The sequence below is a fragment of the Bradyrhizobium sp. genome (genome assembly GCF_047605465.1).
In the GTDB taxonomy this organism is placed as follows: Bacteria; Pseudomonadota; Alphaproteobacteria; order Rhizobiales; family Xanthobacteraceae; genus Bradyrhizobium.
The window spans coordinates 52111-71908 of record NZ_JASGFS010000006.1 but is presented as its reverse complement, the minus strand read 5'-3'; the positions used below and the strand labels follow the sequence as shown (position 1 = coordinate 71908).

At 66.7% G+C, this 19798-nt stretch carries 18 protein-coding genes; 8 read left to right on the top strand and 10 right to left on the bottom strand.

Translation table 11 applies throughout. The annotated features are described in order from the left end of the window. Positions 1-107: 107 nt before the first annotated feature. On the top strand, positions 108-1706 hold the full coding sequence (locus QM712_RS08530; protein WP_415022635.1) for an alpha-amylase family glycosyl hydrolase: 1599 nt from the start codon (positions 108-110) through the stop codon (positions 1704-1706). 52 nt (positions 1707-1758) lie between these two features. On the opposite strand, the gene QM712_RS08525 is transcribed toward QM712_RS08530, so the two are convergent. The 3 genes from QM712_RS08525 to QM712_RS08515 form a co-directional block, all read right to left on the bottom strand. Beyond that, positions 1759-2946 (bottom strand): pyridoxal-phosphate-dependent aminotransferase family protein, encoded by a 1188-nt coding sequence (locus QM712_RS08525; RefSeq protein WP_415022634.1) that lies wholly within the window; start codon positions 2944-2946, stop codon positions 1759-1761. Between the two features lie 108 nt (positions 2947-3054). Next, a complete protein-coding gene (locus QM712_RS08520; RefSeq protein ID WP_415022633.1) occupies positions 3055-3795 on the bottom strand; it encodes a thermonuclease family protein in 741 nt (246 codons plus the stop codon). A gap of 171 nt (positions 3796-3966) precedes the next feature. Continuing rightward, entirely contained in the window at positions 3967-5694 is a 1728-nt protein-coding gene (locus tag QM712_RS08515; RefSeq protein WP_415022632.1) for a hypothetical protein, read from the bottom strand. A gap of 424 nt (positions 5695-6118) precedes the next feature. On the opposite strand from QM712_RS08515, the gene QM712_RS08510 reads away from it, so the two are divergent. Continuing rightward, the gene (locus QM712_RS08510) at positions 6119-6967 is read left to right on the top strand and encodes a caspase family protein (protein ID WP_415022631.1); all 849 of its coding nucleotides are present in this window, start codon (positions 6119-6121) and stop codon (positions 6965-6967) included. 262 nt (positions 6968-7229) lie between these two features. Here QM712_RS08510 and QM712_RS08505 read toward each other — a convergent pair whose 3' ends face one another. The 3 genes from QM712_RS08505 to QM712_RS08495 all read right to left on the bottom strand — a co-directional run bounded on the left by QM712_RS08505 (position 7230) and on the right by QM712_RS08495 (position 9786). Beyond that, positions 7230-8120 carry an efflux RND transporter periplasmic adaptor subunit gene (locus QM712_RS08505; RefSeq protein ID WP_415022630.1) on the bottom strand — a complete coding sequence of 297 codons (891 nt, stop codon included), beginning with the start codon at positions 8118-8120 and terminating at the stop codon, positions 7230-7232. A 300-nt stretch (positions 8121-8420) separates the two neighbouring features. Continuing rightward, positions 8421-9533 (bottom strand): lactonase family protein, encoded by a 1113-nt coding sequence (locus QM712_RS08500; RefSeq protein WP_415022629.1) that lies wholly within the window; start codon positions 9531-9533, stop codon positions 8421-8423. 115 nt (positions 9534-9648) lie between these two features. Then, entirely contained in the window at positions 9649-9786 is a 138-nt protein-coding gene (locus tag QM712_RS08495) for a hypothetical protein (protein WP_415022628.1), read from the bottom strand. 342 nt (positions 9787-10128) lie between these two features. On the opposite strand from QM712_RS08495, the gene QM712_RS08490 reads away from it, so the two are divergent. The 3 genes from QM712_RS08490 (at position 10129) to QM712_RS08480 (ending at position 12038) form a co-directional block, all read left to right on the top strand. Continuing rightward, the gene (locus QM712_RS08490) at positions 10129-10251 is read left to right on the top strand and encodes a hypothetical protein (protein ID WP_415022627.1); all 123 of its coding nucleotides are present in this window, start codon (positions 10129-10131) and stop codon (positions 10249-10251) included. Positions 10252-10487: 236 nt separating this feature from the next. Further along, positions 10488-11102: a TetR/AcrR family transcriptional regulator gene (locus QM712_RS08485; protein ID WP_415022626.1), complete on the top strand. Its 615-nt coding sequence runs from the start codon at positions 10488-10490 to the stop codon at positions 11100-11102. A 75-nt stretch (positions 11103-11177) separates the two neighbouring features. Beyond that, complete coding sequence (locus QM712_RS08480) at positions 11178-12038, top strand: DMT family transporter (RefSeq protein WP_415022625.1); 861 nt, start codon at positions 11178-11180, stop codon at positions 12036-12038. 48 nt (positions 12039-12086) lie between these two features. Here QM712_RS08480 and QM712_RS08475 read toward each other — a convergent pair whose 3' ends face one another. Further along, a complete protein-coding gene (locus QM712_RS08475; protein WP_415022624.1) occupies positions 12087-12686 on the bottom strand; it encodes a YqaA family protein in 600 nt (199 codons plus the stop codon). 353 nt (positions 12687-13039) lie between these two features. On the opposite strand from QM712_RS08475, the gene QM712_RS08470 reads away from it, so the two are divergent. Beyond that, the gene (locus QM712_RS08470; RefSeq protein ID WP_415022623.1) at positions 13040-13411 is read left to right on the top strand and encodes a hypothetical protein; all 372 of its coding nucleotides are present in this window, start codon (positions 13040-13042) and stop codon (positions 13409-13411) included. Positions 13412-13432: 21 nt separating this feature from the next. On the opposite strand, the gene QM712_RS08465 is transcribed toward QM712_RS08470, so the two are convergent. The 3 genes from QM712_RS08465 to QM712_RS08455 form a co-directional block, all read right to left on the bottom strand. Further along, positions 13433-16099 carry an EAL domain-containing protein gene (locus QM712_RS08465; RefSeq protein WP_415022622.1) on the bottom strand — a complete coding sequence of 889 codons (2667 nt, stop codon included), beginning with the start codon at positions 16097-16099 and terminating at the stop codon, positions 13433-13435. 248 nt (positions 16100-16347) lie between these two features. Further along, positions 16348-17049 (bottom strand): hypothetical protein, encoded by a 702-nt coding sequence (locus tag QM712_RS08460; RefSeq protein ID WP_415022621.1) that lies wholly within the window; start codon positions 17047-17049, stop codon positions 16348-16350. Positions 17050-17085: 36 nt separating this feature from the next. Then, complete coding sequence (locus QM712_RS08455) at positions 17086-17271, bottom strand: hypothetical protein (protein ID WP_415022620.1); 186 nt, start codon at positions 17269-17271, stop codon at positions 17086-17088. On the opposite strand from QM712_RS08455, the gene QM712_RS08450 reads away from it, so the two are divergent. After that, entirely contained in the window at positions 17246-18304 is a 1059-nt protein-coding gene (locus QM712_RS08450; protein ID WP_415022619.1) for a LysM peptidoglycan-binding domain-containing protein, read from the top strand. The genes QM712_RS08455 and QM712_RS08450 overlap by 26 nt on opposite strands. Positions 18305-18492: 188 nt before the next feature. Beyond that, complete coding sequence (locus QM712_RS08445) at positions 18493-19761, top strand: Spy/CpxP family protein refolding chaperone (protein ID WP_415022618.1); 1269 nt, start codon at positions 18493-18495, stop codon at positions 19759-19761. The last annotated feature ends 37 nt before the right edge of the window (positions 19762-19798 follow it).

The following is a 19798-nucleotide window of genomic DNA, read 5'->3' as shown; positions in this document are numbered from 1 at the left end:
GTGGCCGGATCCGTCACACGGCTGTCCCAATTGGCCGACAGGTCTGAACCATGGCGCTCCTGCGGCGTTCTTACGCGCGGGGCAGATTTCAGGGTGACGATTTCGACATGGCTCAGGGCGGCGAGAACTGGTGGCGCGAGGGCATCTTCTATCAGATCTATCCGCGCTCGTTTCAGGACAGCGGCGATGACGGCGTCGGCGATCTCGCCGGCATCCTGCGGCGGTTGCCCTATGTGAGATCGCTCGGCGTCGACGCGATCTGGCTGTCGCCGATCTTCCCGTCGCCGATGGCCGATTTCGGCTACGACATCTCCGACTATACCGGCATCGATCCCGTGTTCGGCACGATGGCGGATTTCGATGCGCTGCTCGCCGCGGCGCACGAGAAGGGCCTGAAGCTGATCCTCGATCTCGTGCCCAACCACACCTCCGATCAGCACCCGTGGTTCGTGGAGAGCCGGTCCTCGCGCGATAATCCCAGGCGCGACTGGTACATCTGGCGCGACCCGAAGCCGGACGGCAGCGTGCCGAACAACTGGCTGTCCGAGTTCGGCGGCAGCGCGTGGCAGTTCGACGAGACGACGGGGCAGTACTATTACCATGCCTTCCTCGCCCAGCAGCCGGACCTCAACTGGCGCAATCCCGCCGTCCGGGAGGCGATCTACGATGTGATGCGGTTCTGGCTGGAGAAGGGCGTCGACGGCTTTCGCGTCGACGTGATCTGGCATCTGATCAAGGACGCCGAGTTTCGCGACAATCCGCCCAACCCGCATTATGTCGAGGGACGCCCGCCCCACGAGAAGATCCTGACGCAATATTCCACCGACCAGCCGGAGGTGCATGACGTCATCGCCGAGATGCGGCGTGTCACCGATGCGTATCGCGCGCGCGTGCTGATCGGCGAGGTCTATCTGCCGCTGCATCGGCTCATGGCCTATTACGGCAACGATCTCACCGGCGCGCAGATGCCGTTCAACTTCGCGCTGCTATCGACCTTCTGGAGCGCGCGGTCGATCGAGAAGATCATCGACGATTACGAGAAGGCGCTGCCGAGGGGCGCCTGGCCGAACTGGGTGCTCGGCAATCACGATCGCCCGCGCGTGGCGAGCCGTGTCGGGCCGGAGCAGGCCCGCGTCGCCGCCATGCTGCTGCTCACGCTGCGGGGAACGCCGACGCTCTACTACGGCGACGAGATCGGAATGCATCAGGTCGCGATCGCACCGGCCGACGTGCGCGATCCCTTCGAGCGCAACGTTCCCGGCATCGGCGTCGGCCGCGACGGCTGCCGCACCCCGATGCAGTGGGATTCCTCCGACTTCGCGGGCTTCTCCCAGGTGAAGCCGTGGCTACCGCTGCCGGAGGATCACATCCACGAAAACGTCGTGAATCTCGAGCCCGACACGCGCTCGATCCTGACCCTGTACAAGCGGCTGATCGGTTTGCGCGGCGGCTGCCCGCCGCTGATCTCCGGCGACTATCATCCGATCGCGGCGCAGGGTGATCTGCTGATCTATCGCCGCGAGAAGGACGGCAGATCGCTGATCGTGGCGCTCAATCTCGGCGCCGATCCGATCGCCGTCACCACCAGCGCCATCCGTTTCGGCAGCGAGATCCTGCTGTCGACGTTCCTCGATCGCGAGGGCGAGCGGCTCGAGGGCGTGCTGGATCTGCGCGGCAATGAGGGCGTCGTGGTGGCGTTGCCCTAGCCGGCATGCGTCCCGGCTTTCGCCGGAACGCTGGTGCAGCTTGCGGCCCGGCCTACGCCGCGACTTCGTCGCCGAGATAGGCGACCGCCGCTTCGAGGCCGCCCTTGCCGTGCGGGATCTTCAGCGCGTTGAGACCGACCTCGATCACGCCGAGCGTGCCGAGCAGCATCGGCGCGTTGACGTGGCCCATATGGGCGATGCGGAAGGCCTGGCCGGAGAGATCGCCGATGCCGGTGCCGAGCACGACGCCGCACTTCTCCTTGCAGTAGCGCTGCAGCAGCGCCGGGTCATGGCCGTTGCTCATGGTCACTGTCGTGACGGTGTTGGAGCGCTCGCTCGCTTCGGCGACGTTGAAGCCGAGCACCTGGCCCTCCGACCATGCGGCGACCGCGCGGCGCGCCGCTTCGCCGAGCAGGCTGTGGCGGCGGAAGGCGTTCTCCAGCCCTTCCTCATGGAGCAGGTCGATGGCCTGGCGCAGCGCGAACAAGAGATGCACCGGCGCGGTGCCGGCATATTTGCGATAATGCTCGCTGCCCTCGCGCTCGCTCCAGCTCCAATAGGGCGTGCTCATATTGGCCTTCTTCTGCGCCTCCAGCGCACGGTCATTGGCGGCGACGAAGCCGAGACCGGGCGGCGTCATCAGGCCCTTCTGCGAGCCGGACATCGCGACGTCGATGCCCCATTTGTCCATCTCGAACGGCATGCAGCCGAGCGAGGCGACGGTGTCGACCATGTAGAGCGTCGGATGGCCGCTCGCCTTGATTGCCTTGCCGATCGCCTCGATGTCGTTCTGCACGCCGGACGCGGTGTCGACCTGGACGACGACGACCGCCTTGATCTTGTGCTCCTTGTCGCGGCGCAGGCGCTCCTCGACCTCGTGCGGCCGTACCGCGCGGCGCCAGTCGCCCTTGAGCACCTCGACGTCGGCGCCCATCAGGGCCGCGGCGTTGCCCCAGCCGACCGCGAACCGGCCGCTTTCCAGCACCAGCACCTTGTCGCCGCGCGACAGCACGTTGCTCAGCGCCGCTTCCCAGGCGCCGTGGCCGTTGGAGATGTAGATGTAGGACTTGCCCTTGGTCGCGAACAGCTTGGAGATGTCGCGAAGCAGGCTGTCGGTCAGATCGGTCATCTGCTTGGAGTAGATGTCTATCGCCGGACGATGCATCGCCCGCAGCACCTCGTCGGGCATCGTGGTGGGCCCGGGGATGGCCAGAAATTCCCGGCCCGCGCGAACGGTCATTGGTGTTGGTCCTTGTTGCTTGAGAACAGGCTGTTGGGTTGCTGGGTCACACTTCTACGCGCCGCTGGGGCCTCGGAAAAGCACGTAAAAATGCAGGTCTGAGCTGGGTTATCGTTTCGTCTCTCGGCAGCCGGCGGCTTCCGCCTCCTCGACCGAGCAGAACCAGCGGGTGCCCTTGCTGATCTTCATCTTGATCTGCGTGTACCAGCGGCTGGTCGGGGTGTGATAGATGCACTCGCCGGCGCTGTTGACGTTGCCCTTGATGGTGCAGTCCGGCGACGGCGCGACCGGCCCCGAGGCGGAGGCGAGCAGCACCGCGTGGGCGCCCTCGGGCGGCTTGGCGGCGCCGAGAATCGGGGTCTTCTTGTTGCGCACGCGCCAGTCCCATGGCGCGATGAAGGCGCCTTGCCACATGCCCGCCTTGGCCTCGCGCGCGACGGCCTCGTCGGCCTCGTAATCATGCGACACCCGGGTATAGGCCAGCGCCCAGCCGCTGCGGACCAGCCATTTCTGGATGTCCTCGCCGCCGACCTCGCAGCGCGCCACGGTGCGGCCGCGCCGGTCGACCGAGCGGGCATGGCAGACCCAGGTCTTGCCCTCGGCGTATTTGGCGAGCTCGTCGCGGGCGGCGGCGCCGCAAGTCCAGCGCTCGCCGTTGGTATTGAGGCAGAGCTGGTCGACCGCCGGCGCGTCGATGCCGCCGAGCCGGATCCGCGTGTTTCCGATCGCGACCGAATCGCCGTCGCGGATTTTCGCCGTGCCGGTGATGTCGGCGGCCTGCGCCAGCGACGGCAAAGTGAGCAGGGAGAAGCCGAGCAAAGACAGCGCAATCAGGAGTTTTCGCAACATGCCGGTCCGCGTGGGATGAAAGGCTCGATAAACCCCGCAATTGTGGTCGGCTTTTGTCCGGCGGGCCAGCGTCTGCCTAACAGATAGGCTTTCAACTTCCCGTCATTCACCGCTTGGGTGTCCCGCGCCGCGGCGTGGGCCCACTGCCGCGCGGCCCACGAGAGCTTCGCCTCACCCCCGTGCCATCGCCCGCTTCGCGACCGCAAGCCCCATCAGGACGAAGGCCGACGTCACCTCCGGTCCGCCGACCAGGATCCGGGTTGGCGTCTTCATCTTGTTCCACTCATAGGCGCGGAACGGGCCGCGGCGGCCGCCCTCGCCGAGCTGGGTGACGATCACGTTCAGCGCCGGCGCGAAGGCGCGCGGGTCGGCACCGAGATGGCCGAGCGCGATCAGCGCCAGCGCGGCGTCGAACACGTTCATCTCGCCGGCCATCAACTCGCCCTTGACGTAGGAGAGTACGCGGTGGCGGATGAAGTCGAAATCGCCGTCGGGGTCGATCGCGGCCTGCGCGGCCAGCGGCAGCGACAGGAAGGTCGCATAGCAGCGGCCGAAATAGGCGCTGTAGAGCTCCGGCAGATAGTAGATGTGCGAGCGCGGATTGGCGAAAGCGCCGGAGGCCGCGAGCCGCTTCTGGAAGCCGATGATGCGGCGCACGGTGGCGAGCCGTGCCGGTGTCTCCAGCACTTTCCAGCGCGCGAGATTGCGGAAGCTGACTTCGAGAATGTCGAGATTGAGCGTCGGATCGAGGTCGTTGCCGTAGGGCCGCTCGCCGGCGAGATTGTCGATCCAGGTCGCGACCCCGCCCTCGTAGTCGATGTTGTCGTTGAGCGGCACCGTCACGCGCGGTTCGTTGACGCCGGCGCGCACCTGGTAGCCCGCATAGAAGTCCAGCAGCGGCTGGTCGAGGATCGGGTCGGCGGAGCCGGCCTGCGCCGCCGCGGAGATCGAGCAGGCCGTGGTGTCGCAGTCCGGCACGTAGACGCCGAAGCCGAGATCCTGCTTGATCTGCGCGAAGAAGCGCGAAAAGCGCGGATGCGGAGCCGGCGCGAGCGCGGTGATGACGTCGAAGCGTGCGCCGTCGGTGCCCGCGACCTGTTCGCGGCTGATCCGGATGCAGAAATCGACCATGTCGGCGATGGCGCGTTGCGCCGCCGCCGTGTCGGCGGGCGAGGCGAGCCCGGTCTCGACATAGCTCAGCAGAGCCTCGATGAAGAAGGCATCGTAATAGGCTGAGCGGTGCCGGATCTGCACCGGCTCCCACATCGGCTCGGCGATGCCCTTCCAGGGCGGATTGACGACGGCTGATGCCTTCGAGCGCGCGATGAAGACGCGGGCGAGGTTGAACAGCAGCGAGGAGTTCTTGTAGCCGCGCGCGTTCAGGCCGCTCAGCGCCATGATCAGCTCGCGGCCGCGGAAGTCGGGATCGCCGATCAGGTTGAACACGGCATAGGTCGGCAGGAAGCCGTTCTTGCGGTACGAGCCGAGCAGATGCTGCGCGCAGTCGCGGATCACGCCGTCGATCTGCGCCTGCGCCGGCATGGTGCCGGCGAACGGCACCGGCGGCGGCTTCGGATGGTCGAGCGCGATGCTGTCGACGAGGTCGGCGACGGGCTGGCCGACCACCGCCCAATCGGGCTCGGCGTCGTCTCGGGCGCGGACCAGGGACTCGCGCAGGCTTGCGAGCTTCGCCGGGTCGCGCAGTTCGGGCAGGCCGGCGCGGCGGAGCAGCACCCGCAGCGCCGGATTGCCGAGCGCGGTCTTGTAGAATTTTGCCAGATGCGGGTCGCCGCTGGACGCGCCCGCCAACACGGGGTCGCAGACATCATAAAGAGAGGGGCCGTCCTTCCGCGCCGTCAGCGCCCGGCAGGCGGCGCCGGCGAAATAATGAAAGCTCATGAAATACCTGGTCGCGGGGCCTTGGCCGGGGGCCGGCCGGCGCGCTCCCATCCGTGCGCCACCCCCTCCAAGTCGTTGAAAAGGCTACCCGGATTCGCGGGAAATACAAACGTGATTGAAGTCACATAAAAAGCCTGTCTGAAGGCGGCCCAGTCAAGGCCCGAAAGGGCCCCCGGGACGAAAAAATACGCAAATTCTGCGAGCTAATTTAGCTAATATATTCAGTTGCTTAGATCAAATTTGGGGCGATCTATTGCCGGGCCATGGATATCCGGTTAAGGGTTTGTTTGGTGCGGCGCCGCAAATTGCGCGCAATTCGGGGGCACTCCCCCGGCCAATCCCTCAAACCTAAAGACGCCATCGCGCTACTCAAGCAGTGTGCGCGCGCTTGGTCGGTCTTTGGCACTGACAGGAATGAACCGAGATGAATGTAAGGCAGCTCGACATTTCCCGCCGCACGATCGCAGTCGCCGCAGCCCTCATCGGCACGGTGTCGCTCGTGATCGGCGCGCATGCTGCTCTCAACATGCGCACGCTTGATGCCGCCAAGGCCGTCTCGACCGACCAGATCACGGGCACGATCGGACAGACCTCGCGCCTCGCGCTCGTCATCGGCAACGGTCACTACCCCGACGCCAGCGCGCCGCTGACGCAGTCGATCAACGACGCCCGCGCGCTGTCCTCGACCCTGCGCAAGAACGGTTTCGACGTCGACATGGTGGAAGACGCGAGCAAGGACGACATGGTCCGCGCCGTCAACCGCCTGAAGTCCAGGATCAAGCGCGACAGCGTCGTCATGCTGTTCTTCGGTGGTTACGGTGTGCAGGCCGGCCGTGAGAGCTACATGCTGCCGGTCGATGCCGTGATCTGGAAGGAGAGCGACGTTCGCCGCAACGGCGTGTCGATCGACGGCGTGCTCGACATGATGAAGCAGCAGGGCGCCAAGGCCAAGCTCGTCGTGGTCGACGCCTCCCGCCGCAATCCCTATGAGCGCCGCTTCCGTTCCTACAGCCACGGGCTTGCGCCGATCAGCGCGCCCGACAACGCGCTGATCCTGTCCTCGGCGTCGCCGGGCAAGGTCGCCGACGACGGCAAGGGCGAGCACAGCGTGCTGGTCAGCGAGCTCCTCAACAATCTCGACGCCCAGGGCAGCGCCGAAAGCGTCTTCAACAAGACCCGCGTCGCCATCTCCCGCGCGTCCGAAGGCGACCAGGTCCCGACCGTTTCCTCCTCGCTGCTCGAGGACATCCGCATCAGCCAAGCCGGCGGCTAGTTTCTTCCCAGATCAAGCGTGTCCCGAGCCCCGGACGCGTCGCATCATCCGATGATGTGACGCTGAGCCGGGGCTTCGTTTTGCGCGGATCCCTTGCGGACGATGCAGGCGACGCACACGGCCCTCACTCCGTCACGAGCCGGCGGGTCCGCGCAAGAGGCGGCCCGATGACGGGCTCCGCGAAGCAATCCGGAATCCTCTTGCGGAAGGACTCCGGATTGCTTCGTCGCTTCGCGCCTCGCAATGGCGCGTGTGGTGAAACCTACTTCGCAGGTTCGGCGCTCGCCATCACCGGGCGGACGGGATCGCCCTCGCGGAGCAGCGAACCGGCGCGGGCGACCACGATGTCGCCTTCGTTGAGACCTTCGCGCACCTCGATATTGCCGCCCGACATCAGGCCGACCTCGACGCGCTTGGTCTCGACGCGGTTGCGCCGGATCACCTGCACCACGGTGCCGGCGGACGAATACTGCACGGCCGTGAGCGGCACCGCGACGTTGCAGCTCTGCCCGGTCTTGATCAGCGCGCGCCCGCTCGCGTTCAGCAGCAGCCGCTTCTGCGAGGAGATGCCGATATAGACCATGCCCTGCTGAATGTTCGGCTCGATGGTGGGGCCGATGCGGCGCACCTTGCCGTCGATGTCGCCGGCGCCCGCGATACGCACGGTCGCGGGCTGGTTGACCGCGAGCTTGCGCATGTCGGTGGTCGGCACCAGGCCGACGAGATCATATTCGCTGCGCGCCACGATCGTGAACAGCGCTTCGCCCTTGGCCGAGGCGAGGCCGCCGATCTGCGCGGTCGACGTGGCGATGACCCCGGCCACTGGTGCGGTGACCTGAAGCGTGCCGCCTTCCGGCAGCGAAAGACGCGCCAGCACCTGGCCCGCCGTGGTGGTTTCGCCGGCCTCGGCCAGCACGTCGATGATTTTCAGGCCGGGACGCTCGGGCCGCACCGATGTCTCCTCGCGCGCGATGATCGAGCCCGTGGCCTCGACGATGTCGGAGAAACAGGATTTCGCCGCCTTCAGCACCGTGACCGCCGGTCCCTTGGGAGCGTCGTCATCGGCAGCGAGCGCAGGATGGGCGGACATCAGGAGCAGTCCGGCGAGAGCAACGAGCTTTTGGGAAAAGGAACGCGCAGGCAATGGACGCATCGGTCATTCCGGTTGGGGCCTTGACGGCCTCATCGATAGCAGAAGCGGATGCGGCGGGCCATGGGCGGGCCGGGATGAGAATGCCGCAGCAGCGCGGGCGGCGCGTTGCCGCCCGTTGAATTAGTCTGCCGGACCGCAGGGAAGGTTCGCGGACGATCGCCTCGGCGCGCGCGTCACACTCGCGCTCGTCCCGGGCATCCCCGACCCCCGCCCATTTGCGCGGAACACGTGGATGACCGGGTCAAGCCCGGCCATGACGATACGGAGGGAGCAGGGCAGTGGGAGCGGTACAGAACGCCCTCACGGCAGGCTCAAGAATTCCACCCAGTTCGGTCTCTTGCCGGTGGGGTAGGATTTCAGCCTGGCGAGCGCGCCGCTGTCCTGGTCGATGGCATAGACGGTCATGCCGTCGGACGTTTCGCCCACCGCGGCGAGGTAGCGCCCGCCGGGATCGATGTTGAAGCCGCGCGGCTGCGTTTCGGTCGGCACGCTGCCGATCGTGGTCAGTCTGCCGGCCACCGCGTCGACCTTGTAGGCGGTGAGCGTGCTGGTGGTGCGCTCGGAGGCGTAGAGGAAGCGGCCGTCCGGCGTGATGTGGATGTCGGCGGCCCACGGCTTGGCATTGGAACCTGCGGGCATCGCGGTGGTGCGCTGGATCTCGGTCCATGCGCCGCTACCGGCCGCATAGGCGAAAACGGCGACGTCGCCGTTCAACTCGTGGACGAGATAGACGAACTTGCCGTTGGGATGGAAAACGAAGTGCCGTGGTCCTGATTTCTCCGGCACCTTGATCGCCGGCGGATCGGCGGGGGTCAGCGCGCCGGTCGCCGCGTCGAACGCGAAGGCCAGCACCTGATCCGAGCCGAGATTGGTCGCGAACACGAAGCGATTGTCCGGCGAGGGCAGGAAGGCGTGCGCGTTCGGCCCGGTCGGGATCACCTGCGTCGGCGCGCCGGCGACGCCATTTGCGAGCAACGGATTCACCGCGACCCTGTTGCCGCCAAAGGACGCGCTGAACAGGAATTTGCCGGCGCGATCGCTCGCGATATTGGCCATGCTGTCGGCCAGCGGCCCGTTGCCGATGTGGCTGAGCCGGCCGCTTCGGTGATCGATCGAGAAGCTCACCGCGAGGTAGGGCTGCGCGCGGGCGCCGGCGATCAGCACATGATGGTCCGGTGTGATCGCGAGCGGTGTCGAGGAGCCGGGCTTCTCGACGCCCGCGAGCGTGACCGTCTGCACCGGAGTCATCTCTCCGTTATCGGACATCTCGAACACGCTGATGTCGTTGCTGTCGGCGTTGCCGACATAGGCGAAGGTCGCGGCCATGCCGGGGCAAGCTCCGGAGATGAAGGCAAGGAAGGCGAGGGTGGTGGCGATCGCTGCGCGTGGCGCGATGCGGCTCGTCGATCTCAATATGGCCTCCTCCACCCCGGTCGTGTTGCGGTGGAGGATAGCGGCCAATCCGTCGCGGCACCAAGCGCCAGTTGAGATCGATCGATGCTGAAATCGTATCGCTTGCGCGGGATGCCTACCGCGATGCCGCGGTCACGCTGCGCGAGGGCAGATGCGGCCCGCCGGGTTGATCGGGCGGCCCGAGCAGCGTCCACACCGCGATCGCGACCAGGGCGGACGTGAGGATAGTCCAGGCGATGAGACGCTTGTGCATCAGGCCAGATCCGTTCGCCGAGAAGATCATGCGCCGCCGCGCGAGACGATCGTGCACTGCAAACCGCGACGATCCTATGAAATCGTTCACAACGCGCGGCTGGGCTCACGTAATTGCGAACCGGTCCCGGGTGAGCCGGACCCGCCCGTCACCTAAGTAGGACAGGAGCGTCGTGGCAAAGCGCCACACCGGTCAAACCGATCGCCGCCGCCGCCGACCAAGAAAAAGACCGCGGGGCGTCGTCGGGTCTGGTTGCACCGAGCTACGATCGCCAGGGAACGGCGGGCTCACCCTGCCGTTGCCTTGATCCCGCGAGCGGAGGACTGAACCGGAGGCCGGCACATGTTTTGGATTTATTGGGACACCGCCTGGTCGCTGATCGTCGGCGGCATCATGTTCGCCACCATCGTGAGCCATCCCGACGCCGAATTCGCCGAAGTGCGCGCCGCAAGACGATTGATGTGAACTTTCGGCCTTCTTGAGGCGTTAGTCGCCCGATCGCTGCTTCACTTCGGTGGAGTTCGCGGTCCGAGGTCCGGTTTGGATTCGCCTCCGTTTCCGGACCTCGTTTTTCCGGGGCGATCGCGCTGGAAGCCCGGCCCCCTCTCATCTTGACCCGCGACAGACGTCCCCCGGGGATCGGACCTCGAGCCCCAAAGGGCCGCTTGCTATTTAACGACCGATTGGTCTATATATCGGCCATGAGCCGCCAGACCTCACTGCAATTGCCGCGTGGTCGGCCCCGAAGCTTCGATGAAGACGAAGCCGTTGCGCGGGCGATGGACGTGTTCTGGTCGCGCGGCTATCACGCCACGGCGCTGCCGGACCTGCTTCGTGCGACGAAGCTCTCGCGTGGCAGCCTCTATGCCGCCTTCGGCGACAAGCATTCGCTGTTCCTGCGCGCCCTCGATCGCTACATCGCCGATGCGCTGGCGCGGATGGATGTCGAATTCGAGTCCCGGCAGGAGCCGGTCGACGGCCTGCGGACGTGTCTTGCCGGCTATGTCGACCGCACCTCCGGCGCCAATGGCCGGCGGGGATGCCTGCTGGTGGCGACAGCGATGGAACTGGCCGGCCAGGATGCCGATGTCGGCCGTCGCGTGGCGAGTTTCTTCAAGGCGATGGAGGCGAGGATCGCGGATGCGCTGTCCCGCGCCAAGGCGGCGGGCAGGTTGGCCGATGGCGTCGAGCCCGCGAGTGCCGCCCGAATTCTGGTCTGTTTCGTCGAAGGGCTGCGCGTGGTCGGCAAGACCGCGCCGGCCCGGGCCACCTCGCAAGCCGCCGTCGACGCGCTGCTCGACCGCTTCATCAGGTAGGAAACTCCATGAGCGCCTTCGCCCATTCCTGCCGCGTTGATATTTGGACTGATCGGTCTTGAAAGGACGTGCCGCGTGTCCCCCATCCAGATCGTCTGCGCGGTCGCCGTTCCCTTGCTTTGGGGCTACCAGTTCGTCGCCATCAAGGTCGGCGTCGCGGAGTTTCCGCCGTTGTTCTTCCTCGCGTTGCGCTTCCTGGTCATCGCGCTGCTGCTCGTTCCGTTCGTCAAGCGGCCGACGCGCCAACAGCTCGGCCCGATCGCGGCCATTTCGCTGTTCCTTGGCGGCCTGAATTTCGGGCTGTTCTATGTGGGCCTCGGGCTCGGCTCTGGAAGCATGTCGGCCGTCGCCTATCAGCTCGCCACGCCGTTCACCGTCCTGCTCGCGTGGCCGCTGCTCGCGGAGAGGCCCACTCTCACCACGTCGGCCGGCGTGGTCCTCGCATTCGTCGGTGTGGTCGTTCTGGCGGTGGAGCCGGGCGCGTCGGCGAACACTCTCCCGTTGCTGCTCGTGATCGGTGCGGCCTTCGCGTTCGCCGTGTCCAACGTCCTGACCAAACGTTACGGTCCTTTCGATCCCCTGATCTTGATGGGATGGTCGTCGCTGCTCACGGTGCCGCAAGTCCTGCTGATGTCGCTGCTCTTCGAACACGGGCAGCTCGCGAGCCTGGCGACGGCGGACCAGCGCGGATGGCTGGCGCTCGCCTACACCATCTTCATCGGAGGCATTGTCGGCTTCAGCCTCTGGTTCTGGCTGATCGCCCGCTGCTCGATGGGGCGCGTTGCGCCCTTCGGTCTGCTGCTGCCCGTGTTCGCCTTGATTTCAAGCGTGCTGTTCCTCGGCGACAGAATGACCCCGAAGCTGATCGTCGGCGGGTTGCTCGCGATCTCCGGCGTTGCCTTGACCCAGGTACGGCCGCGCACGAGAACAGCCTGACCGCGGACGTTGCGCGGGAGCCTCCCGATCCGGCCCGCGATGTCGTCGTCAGCGCAGCGCATAGGCGAGGCCGAGGCCGATCGCCGCGGCAAGCCCGATGCCGACGAACCATCGGTGATATGTCTCGACCCATCGCACGAACCGCGTTCCCCAGAGCACGACGAGCGCGGTGACAATCGCGAAATGCAGGAAACGGCCCAGCACGGCCGCGACCGTGAAGCTGAACAAGTTCATCGACGCGACGCCGGCGGCAATGGCAATGAACTTGAACGGGATCGGCGTGAAGCTCTTGGCGATGATGATCCACACGCCCCAATTCTCGACGAGCTGCTGATAGCGCCGAAAATTGTCGGCTTGCCCATAGATCTCGACCAGCCTTTGTCCGGCCGCGGCCCAGGCGAGATGGCCGATGCCATAGCCGACGAGAGCTCCGATGGACGACGCGGCGACGCAGACCGTGCACAGAAGCACGCTCCGCTCCGGCCGGATCAGCAACATCGGTACCAGCAGCAGGTCGGGCAAGACGGGCAGGACAGAGCTGTCCGCAAACGCGATCAACGCGAGCAGGGCCAGCCCCCACGGGCTGTCCGAGAAGGCCTCGGCGCGGCGCCGCCAGACGTCGCGACTCCCCGACAGAAGAAGCATCATCCACCGATCCCGCGGCTCGCCGGACTCGGCCAGCGACAGCCGCTCTCGAGAAACGACGGGCGCGTCCAGCCTACAGCCATCCCGTTCGCGGTGAAACCGGCGCGATCATCGGAGCTATGATAGTCCGGACGCGGCCGCGACAGGCCCGCAGACGCAGCGCGATGTTGCGGCATAGGGGCGCACGAAATTCGGCCGCAGGTAAGGACGGTGTAAGTCGCCGGGCGTATGAGAGCAAGCGTGGCAGCCGCCGCCGATGCGGCACGCTCGCACGTCCGCGCCGCACCGCGCGGATGAGATTGATGCGGCGTGCGTCGCGCAGCGCTGCCGGATCGAAAGCGCGCGGCGAAGCTGACATGCGAATCGGGATACTGAAGGCCTGCCTCCTGTCTTTGGGCTTGATGATGTTCGCAGGCTCGGCACGGGCGGAAGAGTGGCGCTATTGCCTCGCGCTGTCCGAGGCCGCGCGCAGGGTCTACATGTCCAGCCCGTTTCAATGCGCCGTCGACATGTCGAAGCTGGAGCGCATGCTCCGCAACTCGCTCACACGCGCGGGCGTCTCGGTCGATTCCGTGCAATGTCCGCGCGGCAGCGACGAGCGCGGTATTCTGGCCATGCGTGACCATGCGATCGCGTTCAACCGGCAGGCACAAATGTCGGTCGTCGATGTCGGATGGCGGCCGGGAGCCGGCGCTGGATGCGAGCAGGCGCCGGCCGAAAGTCGATGAAGCCTGAAGCGGATGCGTCAGCTAGGCGGCCGCTGCCGCTTGCGCCGTCAGCAATTGCTTCAACTTCGCCGCGGGCACGGCGGGGCTGAACAGCCAGCCCTGCATCTGGCTGCATCCGAGCTGCCGCAGCACCTCGCGCTGCGCCTCCGTCTCGACGCCTTCCGCCGTCGTCGCCATGTGGCGGGCAGCCGCCATATGCACCACGGCCTGGACGATCGGAGAGGAATCCTCGGGCTCGCCGATGTCGCTGATGAAGCTGCGGTCGATCTTGATCTTGTCGAACGGGAAGCGGTGTAGATAGCTCAGCGACGAATAGCCGGTGCCGAAATCGTCGAGCGCGATGCGCACGCCGAGCTCGCGAAGCTGCTGCAGGATCGTCAGAGCTTCCTCGTCGTCGCGGATCAGCACGGTCTCGGTGACCTCGAGCTCGAGCCGTCCCGGCGCGAGGCCTGACTCGGCAAGCGCCGCCGCGACCTTGAGCGCCAGCGTCTTGGCGCGGAACTGGACTGGCGAGACGTTCACCGCGACGTGGATCTGGCCGGGCCAGCCTGCCGCTTCGGTGCAGGCCTGTTTGAGCACCCATTCGCCGATCTCGCCGATCATGCCGGTCTCTTCCGCGACCGGGATGAAGTCGGCCGGCGAAATCATGCCGCGCTCCGGATGGCGCCACCGCAGCAGCGCTTCGCAGCCGGTCACGACATTGGCGGCGAGGTCGACCAGCGGCTGGTAGTGCACCTCGAATTCGCCGCGCGCGAGCGCCTGCCGCAGGTCGAGTTCGAGCTGCCGGCGTTGCCGCGCCTTGGCGTCGTATTCGGGGATGAAGATGCGGAACGTGCCGCGTCCTTCGGACTTTGCCGCATACATCGCGAGGTCGGCGCGCTTGAGCAGGTCGTCGAGATTGTCGCCGTGGTCGGGCGCGACCGCGATGCCGATGCTGGCATCGGTCGGAATCTCCTGGCCCTTGCAGTTCACGGGCGTGCGCAACGCCTTCAGGATCCGCTCGGCCAGCTCCGTGAGCTCGGCCTGGTCCTTCGTGCCGGCCTTGACGATGGCGAACTCGTCGCCACCGAGCCGCGCGACGAGGTCGTTGCCGCTGACGCAGGCGCGCAGGCGGTTGGCGACCTGGCGCAGCAGTTCGTCGCCGACTTCGTGCCCGAGCGAGTCGTTGACGCCCTTGAACTCGTCGACGTCGATGTAAAGGATCGCGAACGGGTTGCCGTCGGCCAGCTCCGCCACGCGACGTTCCAGATGCCCGCGCATCAGCACGCGGTTGGGAAGATCGGTGAGCGTGTCGTAATGCGCCATATGCGCGATGCGCTCGTCGGCGCGGATGCGCTCGGTGACGTCGTCATGGGTCGCGAGCCAGCCGCCGGAGGTGCCCGGCTGGTTCTTGATCTCGATCAGGCGTCCGTCCCTCGTCTCCACGATCGAGCTCTGCATCTCCCCGACGCCGCCCAGGATGTCGTCGCAGTAGGAATCGACATCGCCCTCGAACGAGCCGGTGTCCTGACGGTGCTGGATCACGTCGCGGAAATAGGCGCCCGGCTTCACCACGTCGGTCGACAGCCGGTACATCTCGATATAGCGCCGGTTGCAGACGATCAGCCGCTCGTCCTGGTCGAACATCAGAAGACCTTGCGTCATCGTGTTCATCGCGGTGTCGAGACGCTGCTTCTCCGCGCTGAGCTGGCGCGTCACCTGGCGGAAGATCAGGAACAGCGTGAGCACGAGCAGGCCGATCGACAGCACGGCGACGGCGACGAAGAATTTCGTCTGCGTGCGCCAGGTGGCGAGCGTCGCATCCAGCGATTTGGTCGCGATCACCACCAGCGGTTCGCCGGTCAGCATGCGCGAGGCAATAATGCGGTCCTTGCCGTCCATCGGGCTGGCGAGCTGTGTCGTGACGAAGGTGCGCTCGAACACCGCCTTCTGGTCGGGCGAACCCTTGCGGTAGTTCTGCCCGATCATCTCGTCGACATGCGGAATCCGCGCGAGCAACTGGCCGTTCTGGTGATGCATCGCGATCGAGGATTCGTCACCGAGGCCGGTCGACGCGAAGAAGGATTCGAGCTGCTCCGGCGCGACGGCGCGCGACACCATGCCGAGGAACTCGCCGTGCGGTCCGGACACGCGCCGCGCGAACACGATCGCCGGTCCGCCGCCGAACCGGCCGGGAACGACCTCGACCTCTTCCTGTGACGCCGCATCGCTCTTGAGGCGCTTGAAATAGCCGCGGTCGGCCACCGAGATGTCGGCGACCGGCCAGCGCTTGGATGAATTGATCAGCACGCCGTTGGAATCGAACACGTTGGCGCCGGCGACGTCGGACCAGCCGCTGGCCTTGTTGCGCAGCACCTCGTGCATGGCGAGCGTGGCCATCTCGCTGCGGAATATGTCGGGGGATTCGATGCCGTGGCCTTCGAGCTCGGCGATGATGCTCTTCTGCAGCACCGCGAAATCCTCGAATTCGCGGTCGAAATGCCGGGCCAGCAGCCGCACGGCGCTTTCGAGATTGTCGCGGCCGCTTTCGATTGCGTTCTGCCGGAAACGGTCGACGGTGAGCGCGGTACCGATGGCGGTCGCGGCCATCAGCACGAACCCTCCCACGATCAGCCAGGTCAGCGGCGCCCCACGCCACCGCCGAAGCAGCGCGCGCATGCGCGCGGTCCATCGAATTGATGCGCCCATTCAGCCCTCCCGTGGGATGCAAAATGCAGCAAAATCGCCAAGACCCCGTTACCATCGTAGGTTAGGGAACTATTAATCGGTGCGGAATCAGGGGGTTGGGCCGCGCGGGCGCCGGAAAGGAAGCACGTGGCGTGGGTTAGGCGCCGCCACCGCGTGCGGCGGCCTACTGTGCATGGGGTTGTTTTCGCGATTTTCTGGAAGCCGGGAGGGGACACTGGTTCGGCCGCCTCGTCCGGAGGCGGCGGCAGTCACCTCGACCTGCGGATCTCCCAGTTCAGCGCTTGCGCATTCGCCTTGGCGAACACCGCCGGCACGTCGAAGGTCCCGGTCGTCAGATCATAGCGGCAGCGCCAGTCGCCCAGTCCCTTCGTCATGACGTTCTTCGGGTGCCTGTCCAGTTCGCCCGACAACGAGATCACGAGATAACGGTCGTCGGGCCAGTCCACGCCGAGCCAGCGATAGGCCTCCTCCGTGCCCTTCAGGAGATTGGCCGAGATGTGGAAGTCGAGCCTGGGCATCTTCCGGGTGTCCGGCCGGCTGTAGAAATAGGCCCAGGCGAGATCGCCGAGCGACGTCTTCGTCGCACTTGCGAAGCGGCCCTTCTCGGCACGGTAGAGGTACAGGTCCTGTTCACCCGAGCCGGTCTTCTGCATCCGTACCAGCCATTGCGAATCCCTGGTGAAGCGGAAGCTGGCCGGATAGTCCTGTTCCGGCTTCAATTCGGTCATCTCGTCGCCGCGCCGGGCCCAGACCTGCCACTTCACGTCGAAATCCTGCGTCTCCTTCGTGTACTGCTCGAGCTTCGTGGCACCGTCGGGCGAGGTGAGGGCGAGATCGGCGTCGTCGGTCAGGACGAAACCCGGCGGGGGACCGGACGCGGCGCAAGCCGGGAAGACGGCGAGTGTCAGGGCGAGCACCAGCCACTGCGCCGGACGGTCAAATGCATTCACCGGGAATTCCTCAGACATGTGGAGGGGTAGCCCTGGTCATTTGACGCCCGCCGGGCCGCGCCGGTTCACGCGGCGGCGCCGGAAGGCCAAGTCCCCTGTCATCATTCCATCGACCGTCTTGCTGCCGTGGGCAAATCGGCGCAGGTTGACGTCATCGCTCACGCCACGGGTTCGCTGATCAAGGGTTCGCTGTCCGATGATGACCGCATTGAAGGCCTTCATTGCATTCTGCCTGCTTGCGGCGGTGGGCACCGTGGTCGTGGTTGGTCCCACCGAGCTACGCCGCCTGCTGACGGGCGGTGCGGCCACCGAGGTCGCGGTCGCGGCCAAGCCCGAGACCGGAGCGGCGAAGCAGGATGCCAAGCCGCAGGCCCAGGCCGAGGTCCCGGCCAAGACGGAGCCGAAGCCCGAGGACCAGAAATCGGCGGCTGTCGCCGTGCCGCCCGCGCCGTCGTCATCGCCGGCGCCGTCCGCCGCGCCGCAGGCGGGCACGGTCGCGGAGACGCAGAAGCAGGTCACGGCCGCGCTCGCCGATCTCGCCCCGGTCAAGCCGCCGCCGGCCGTCGCTGACACCGGCCCCCGTTTCGACGTCGGACGCATCGACGCCAACGGCGAAGCGGCGGTGATCGCAGGCCGCGCTGCACCCGGTTCGAAAGTCGAATTGTTGCGCGACGGCCAGCCCCTCGACACGGTGGTGGCGGATGCCGCCGGTCAGTTCGTGATGACCCCGCCGCAGCTTCCCGCCGGCACTTATGAACTGACGCTGCGCGCCAAAGCGCCGGATGGCACCGTCACGCAATCCAGCCGCAGCATGCCGGTGACGATCGCGGAAGCATCGCCCCCGCCGCGCCTTGCGCCGCCGCCCGGCAGGTCCGAGACGAAGCAGGCCGAGAAGCCTGATGAGAAGCACGACGTCGTCGCGTCCCTGCCGGCCGCGGCGCCGCGTCTTGCCGCGGTCCCGGACAAATCGGCGGCGCGGCCCAGAATGATGACCGCGCCAAAGCCGCGGCTCATGGCACGTGCGCCGGCCGAAGCGACGGTCGCATCGGCGTCGCCCGCCGACATCTTCAACGGCGCGCCTGCCGCGCAGGGTGGAAGCCGGGTGATCTCCCGCGGCGACAGCCTGTGGGCACTCAGCCGCCTCGCCTATGGCGACGGCTCCCGCTACGCGCTGATCTTCAAGGCCAACCGCGACAAGATCCAGAATCCCAACCTGATCTATCCCGGCCAGACCTTCGTGCTGCCGAGGGAGTGACGGCTGGCCTTGCCGGCCGTATCGCGGGCCACGCGCATCGCCGCCGCGACCACAGCTTGTCTCGCCGATCGCCGCGCCGTTCTGCGACGCTTTGACAGTCGCGGTGGCCGGAACCTTTGGTTCCGCTCCGAGTCTTCCCGATGCGACGCGATGCGTGCTTGGCGCGGGAGGAGGGCCAAGAGGTGGTCATGTCGAGATCGCGGATGGGATTGGCGATGGCCGGCGCGGCCTTCGTAGGTCTGGCAGTGCTGCTGCCGAACACGGCGGAGGCCAGGTTCGGACTTCGCGGCGGCCCGCTCGGTGTGGCGCGCTTCGCCATCGGTCACGTAATCGGCCTGTCGCGGCTTCGCCAAGCCCGCATGTCGGTGCGCGGCAGCCGCTACCGCACCGCCGCGCTTCGTCCGCAAGACCCCCGTGGGGCCGAAGCTGGCCAACTCGCCAATCGATACGCGCTGCGTGCGGCGCTCACCGCGGGCGCCGCTCTATCCGGCTGGCACGGTGGCCGTCGCCCGCAGGGCTGGTGGCGTCACCCCGACGGCAGCTACGGCTGGGTCGGGCCGGTGTTCTGGCCGCTCGCCCATGACGATCTCACCGCGGCCGTGATCTTCGGCGATACGGCCAGCATCTCGCTCTATGGCTATGGCGACATCTATGCCGCGGTCTTCGCGCCCTATGCCGCCGCCGAACTCGCCGCCTACACGGCGCCGCAAGGCAGGCGCGCGCGACGAATTCCAACCGTAGAGACTGTCTGTGACGCCAGCGACACCGGCGGGCTGCCCGCCGAGCGGATCACGGCCGCGGTGCAGCCGAACGAATTGCAGCGCGCAGCGCTCGATGATCTCGGCGCAGCCTGGAGCACGGCGCGCGACACCATCCGTGCCTCCTGCCCGACACAGGCGCCAGCGACCGCGTCGGAACGGCTCGGCGTGATGCAGACGCGGCTGGAGGCGATGATTAAGGCGACGGATATCGTCGCGGCGCCGCTCGCGAAGTTCGTCGATCTGCTCGACGACGACCAGAAGGCCAAGCTCGGAGCATTGGCCACGGACCGCCGCGCAGCGCCGGCAGCAGGCCAGCACAAGGACGCCCAGGCGGCGGCCTGCCAGCCGGACTATGATCCCCGCTACGATGTGCAGGCGCAACGCCAGTACCAGCAACTGGTGCAGCAGCAATGGCCCGCAGACACGATCGCCTCGACGCTCCGTCTCGACGACACCGGCCGCGCCAGGCTCGACGTGCTTCAGGACACGACGCTCCGCACCATGGAGACGCTGAGCGCCTGTCCGGCGAAACCCGCCGTGACGCCGCAGGCACGACTTGCCGCGGCCAAGGCGCGGCTTGAAAAGATGCTGACGGCCGTGAAAGGCGTCGGCGACGCGCTCGACGATTTCGAGGCCGATTTGAGCGACGAACAGAAAGCCGGCTTCGAGGCGATCGGACCGAAACGCGGGGCGTGATCGCTCGCGCGCTCCGGCGAACCCCGGGTGCTTGTCG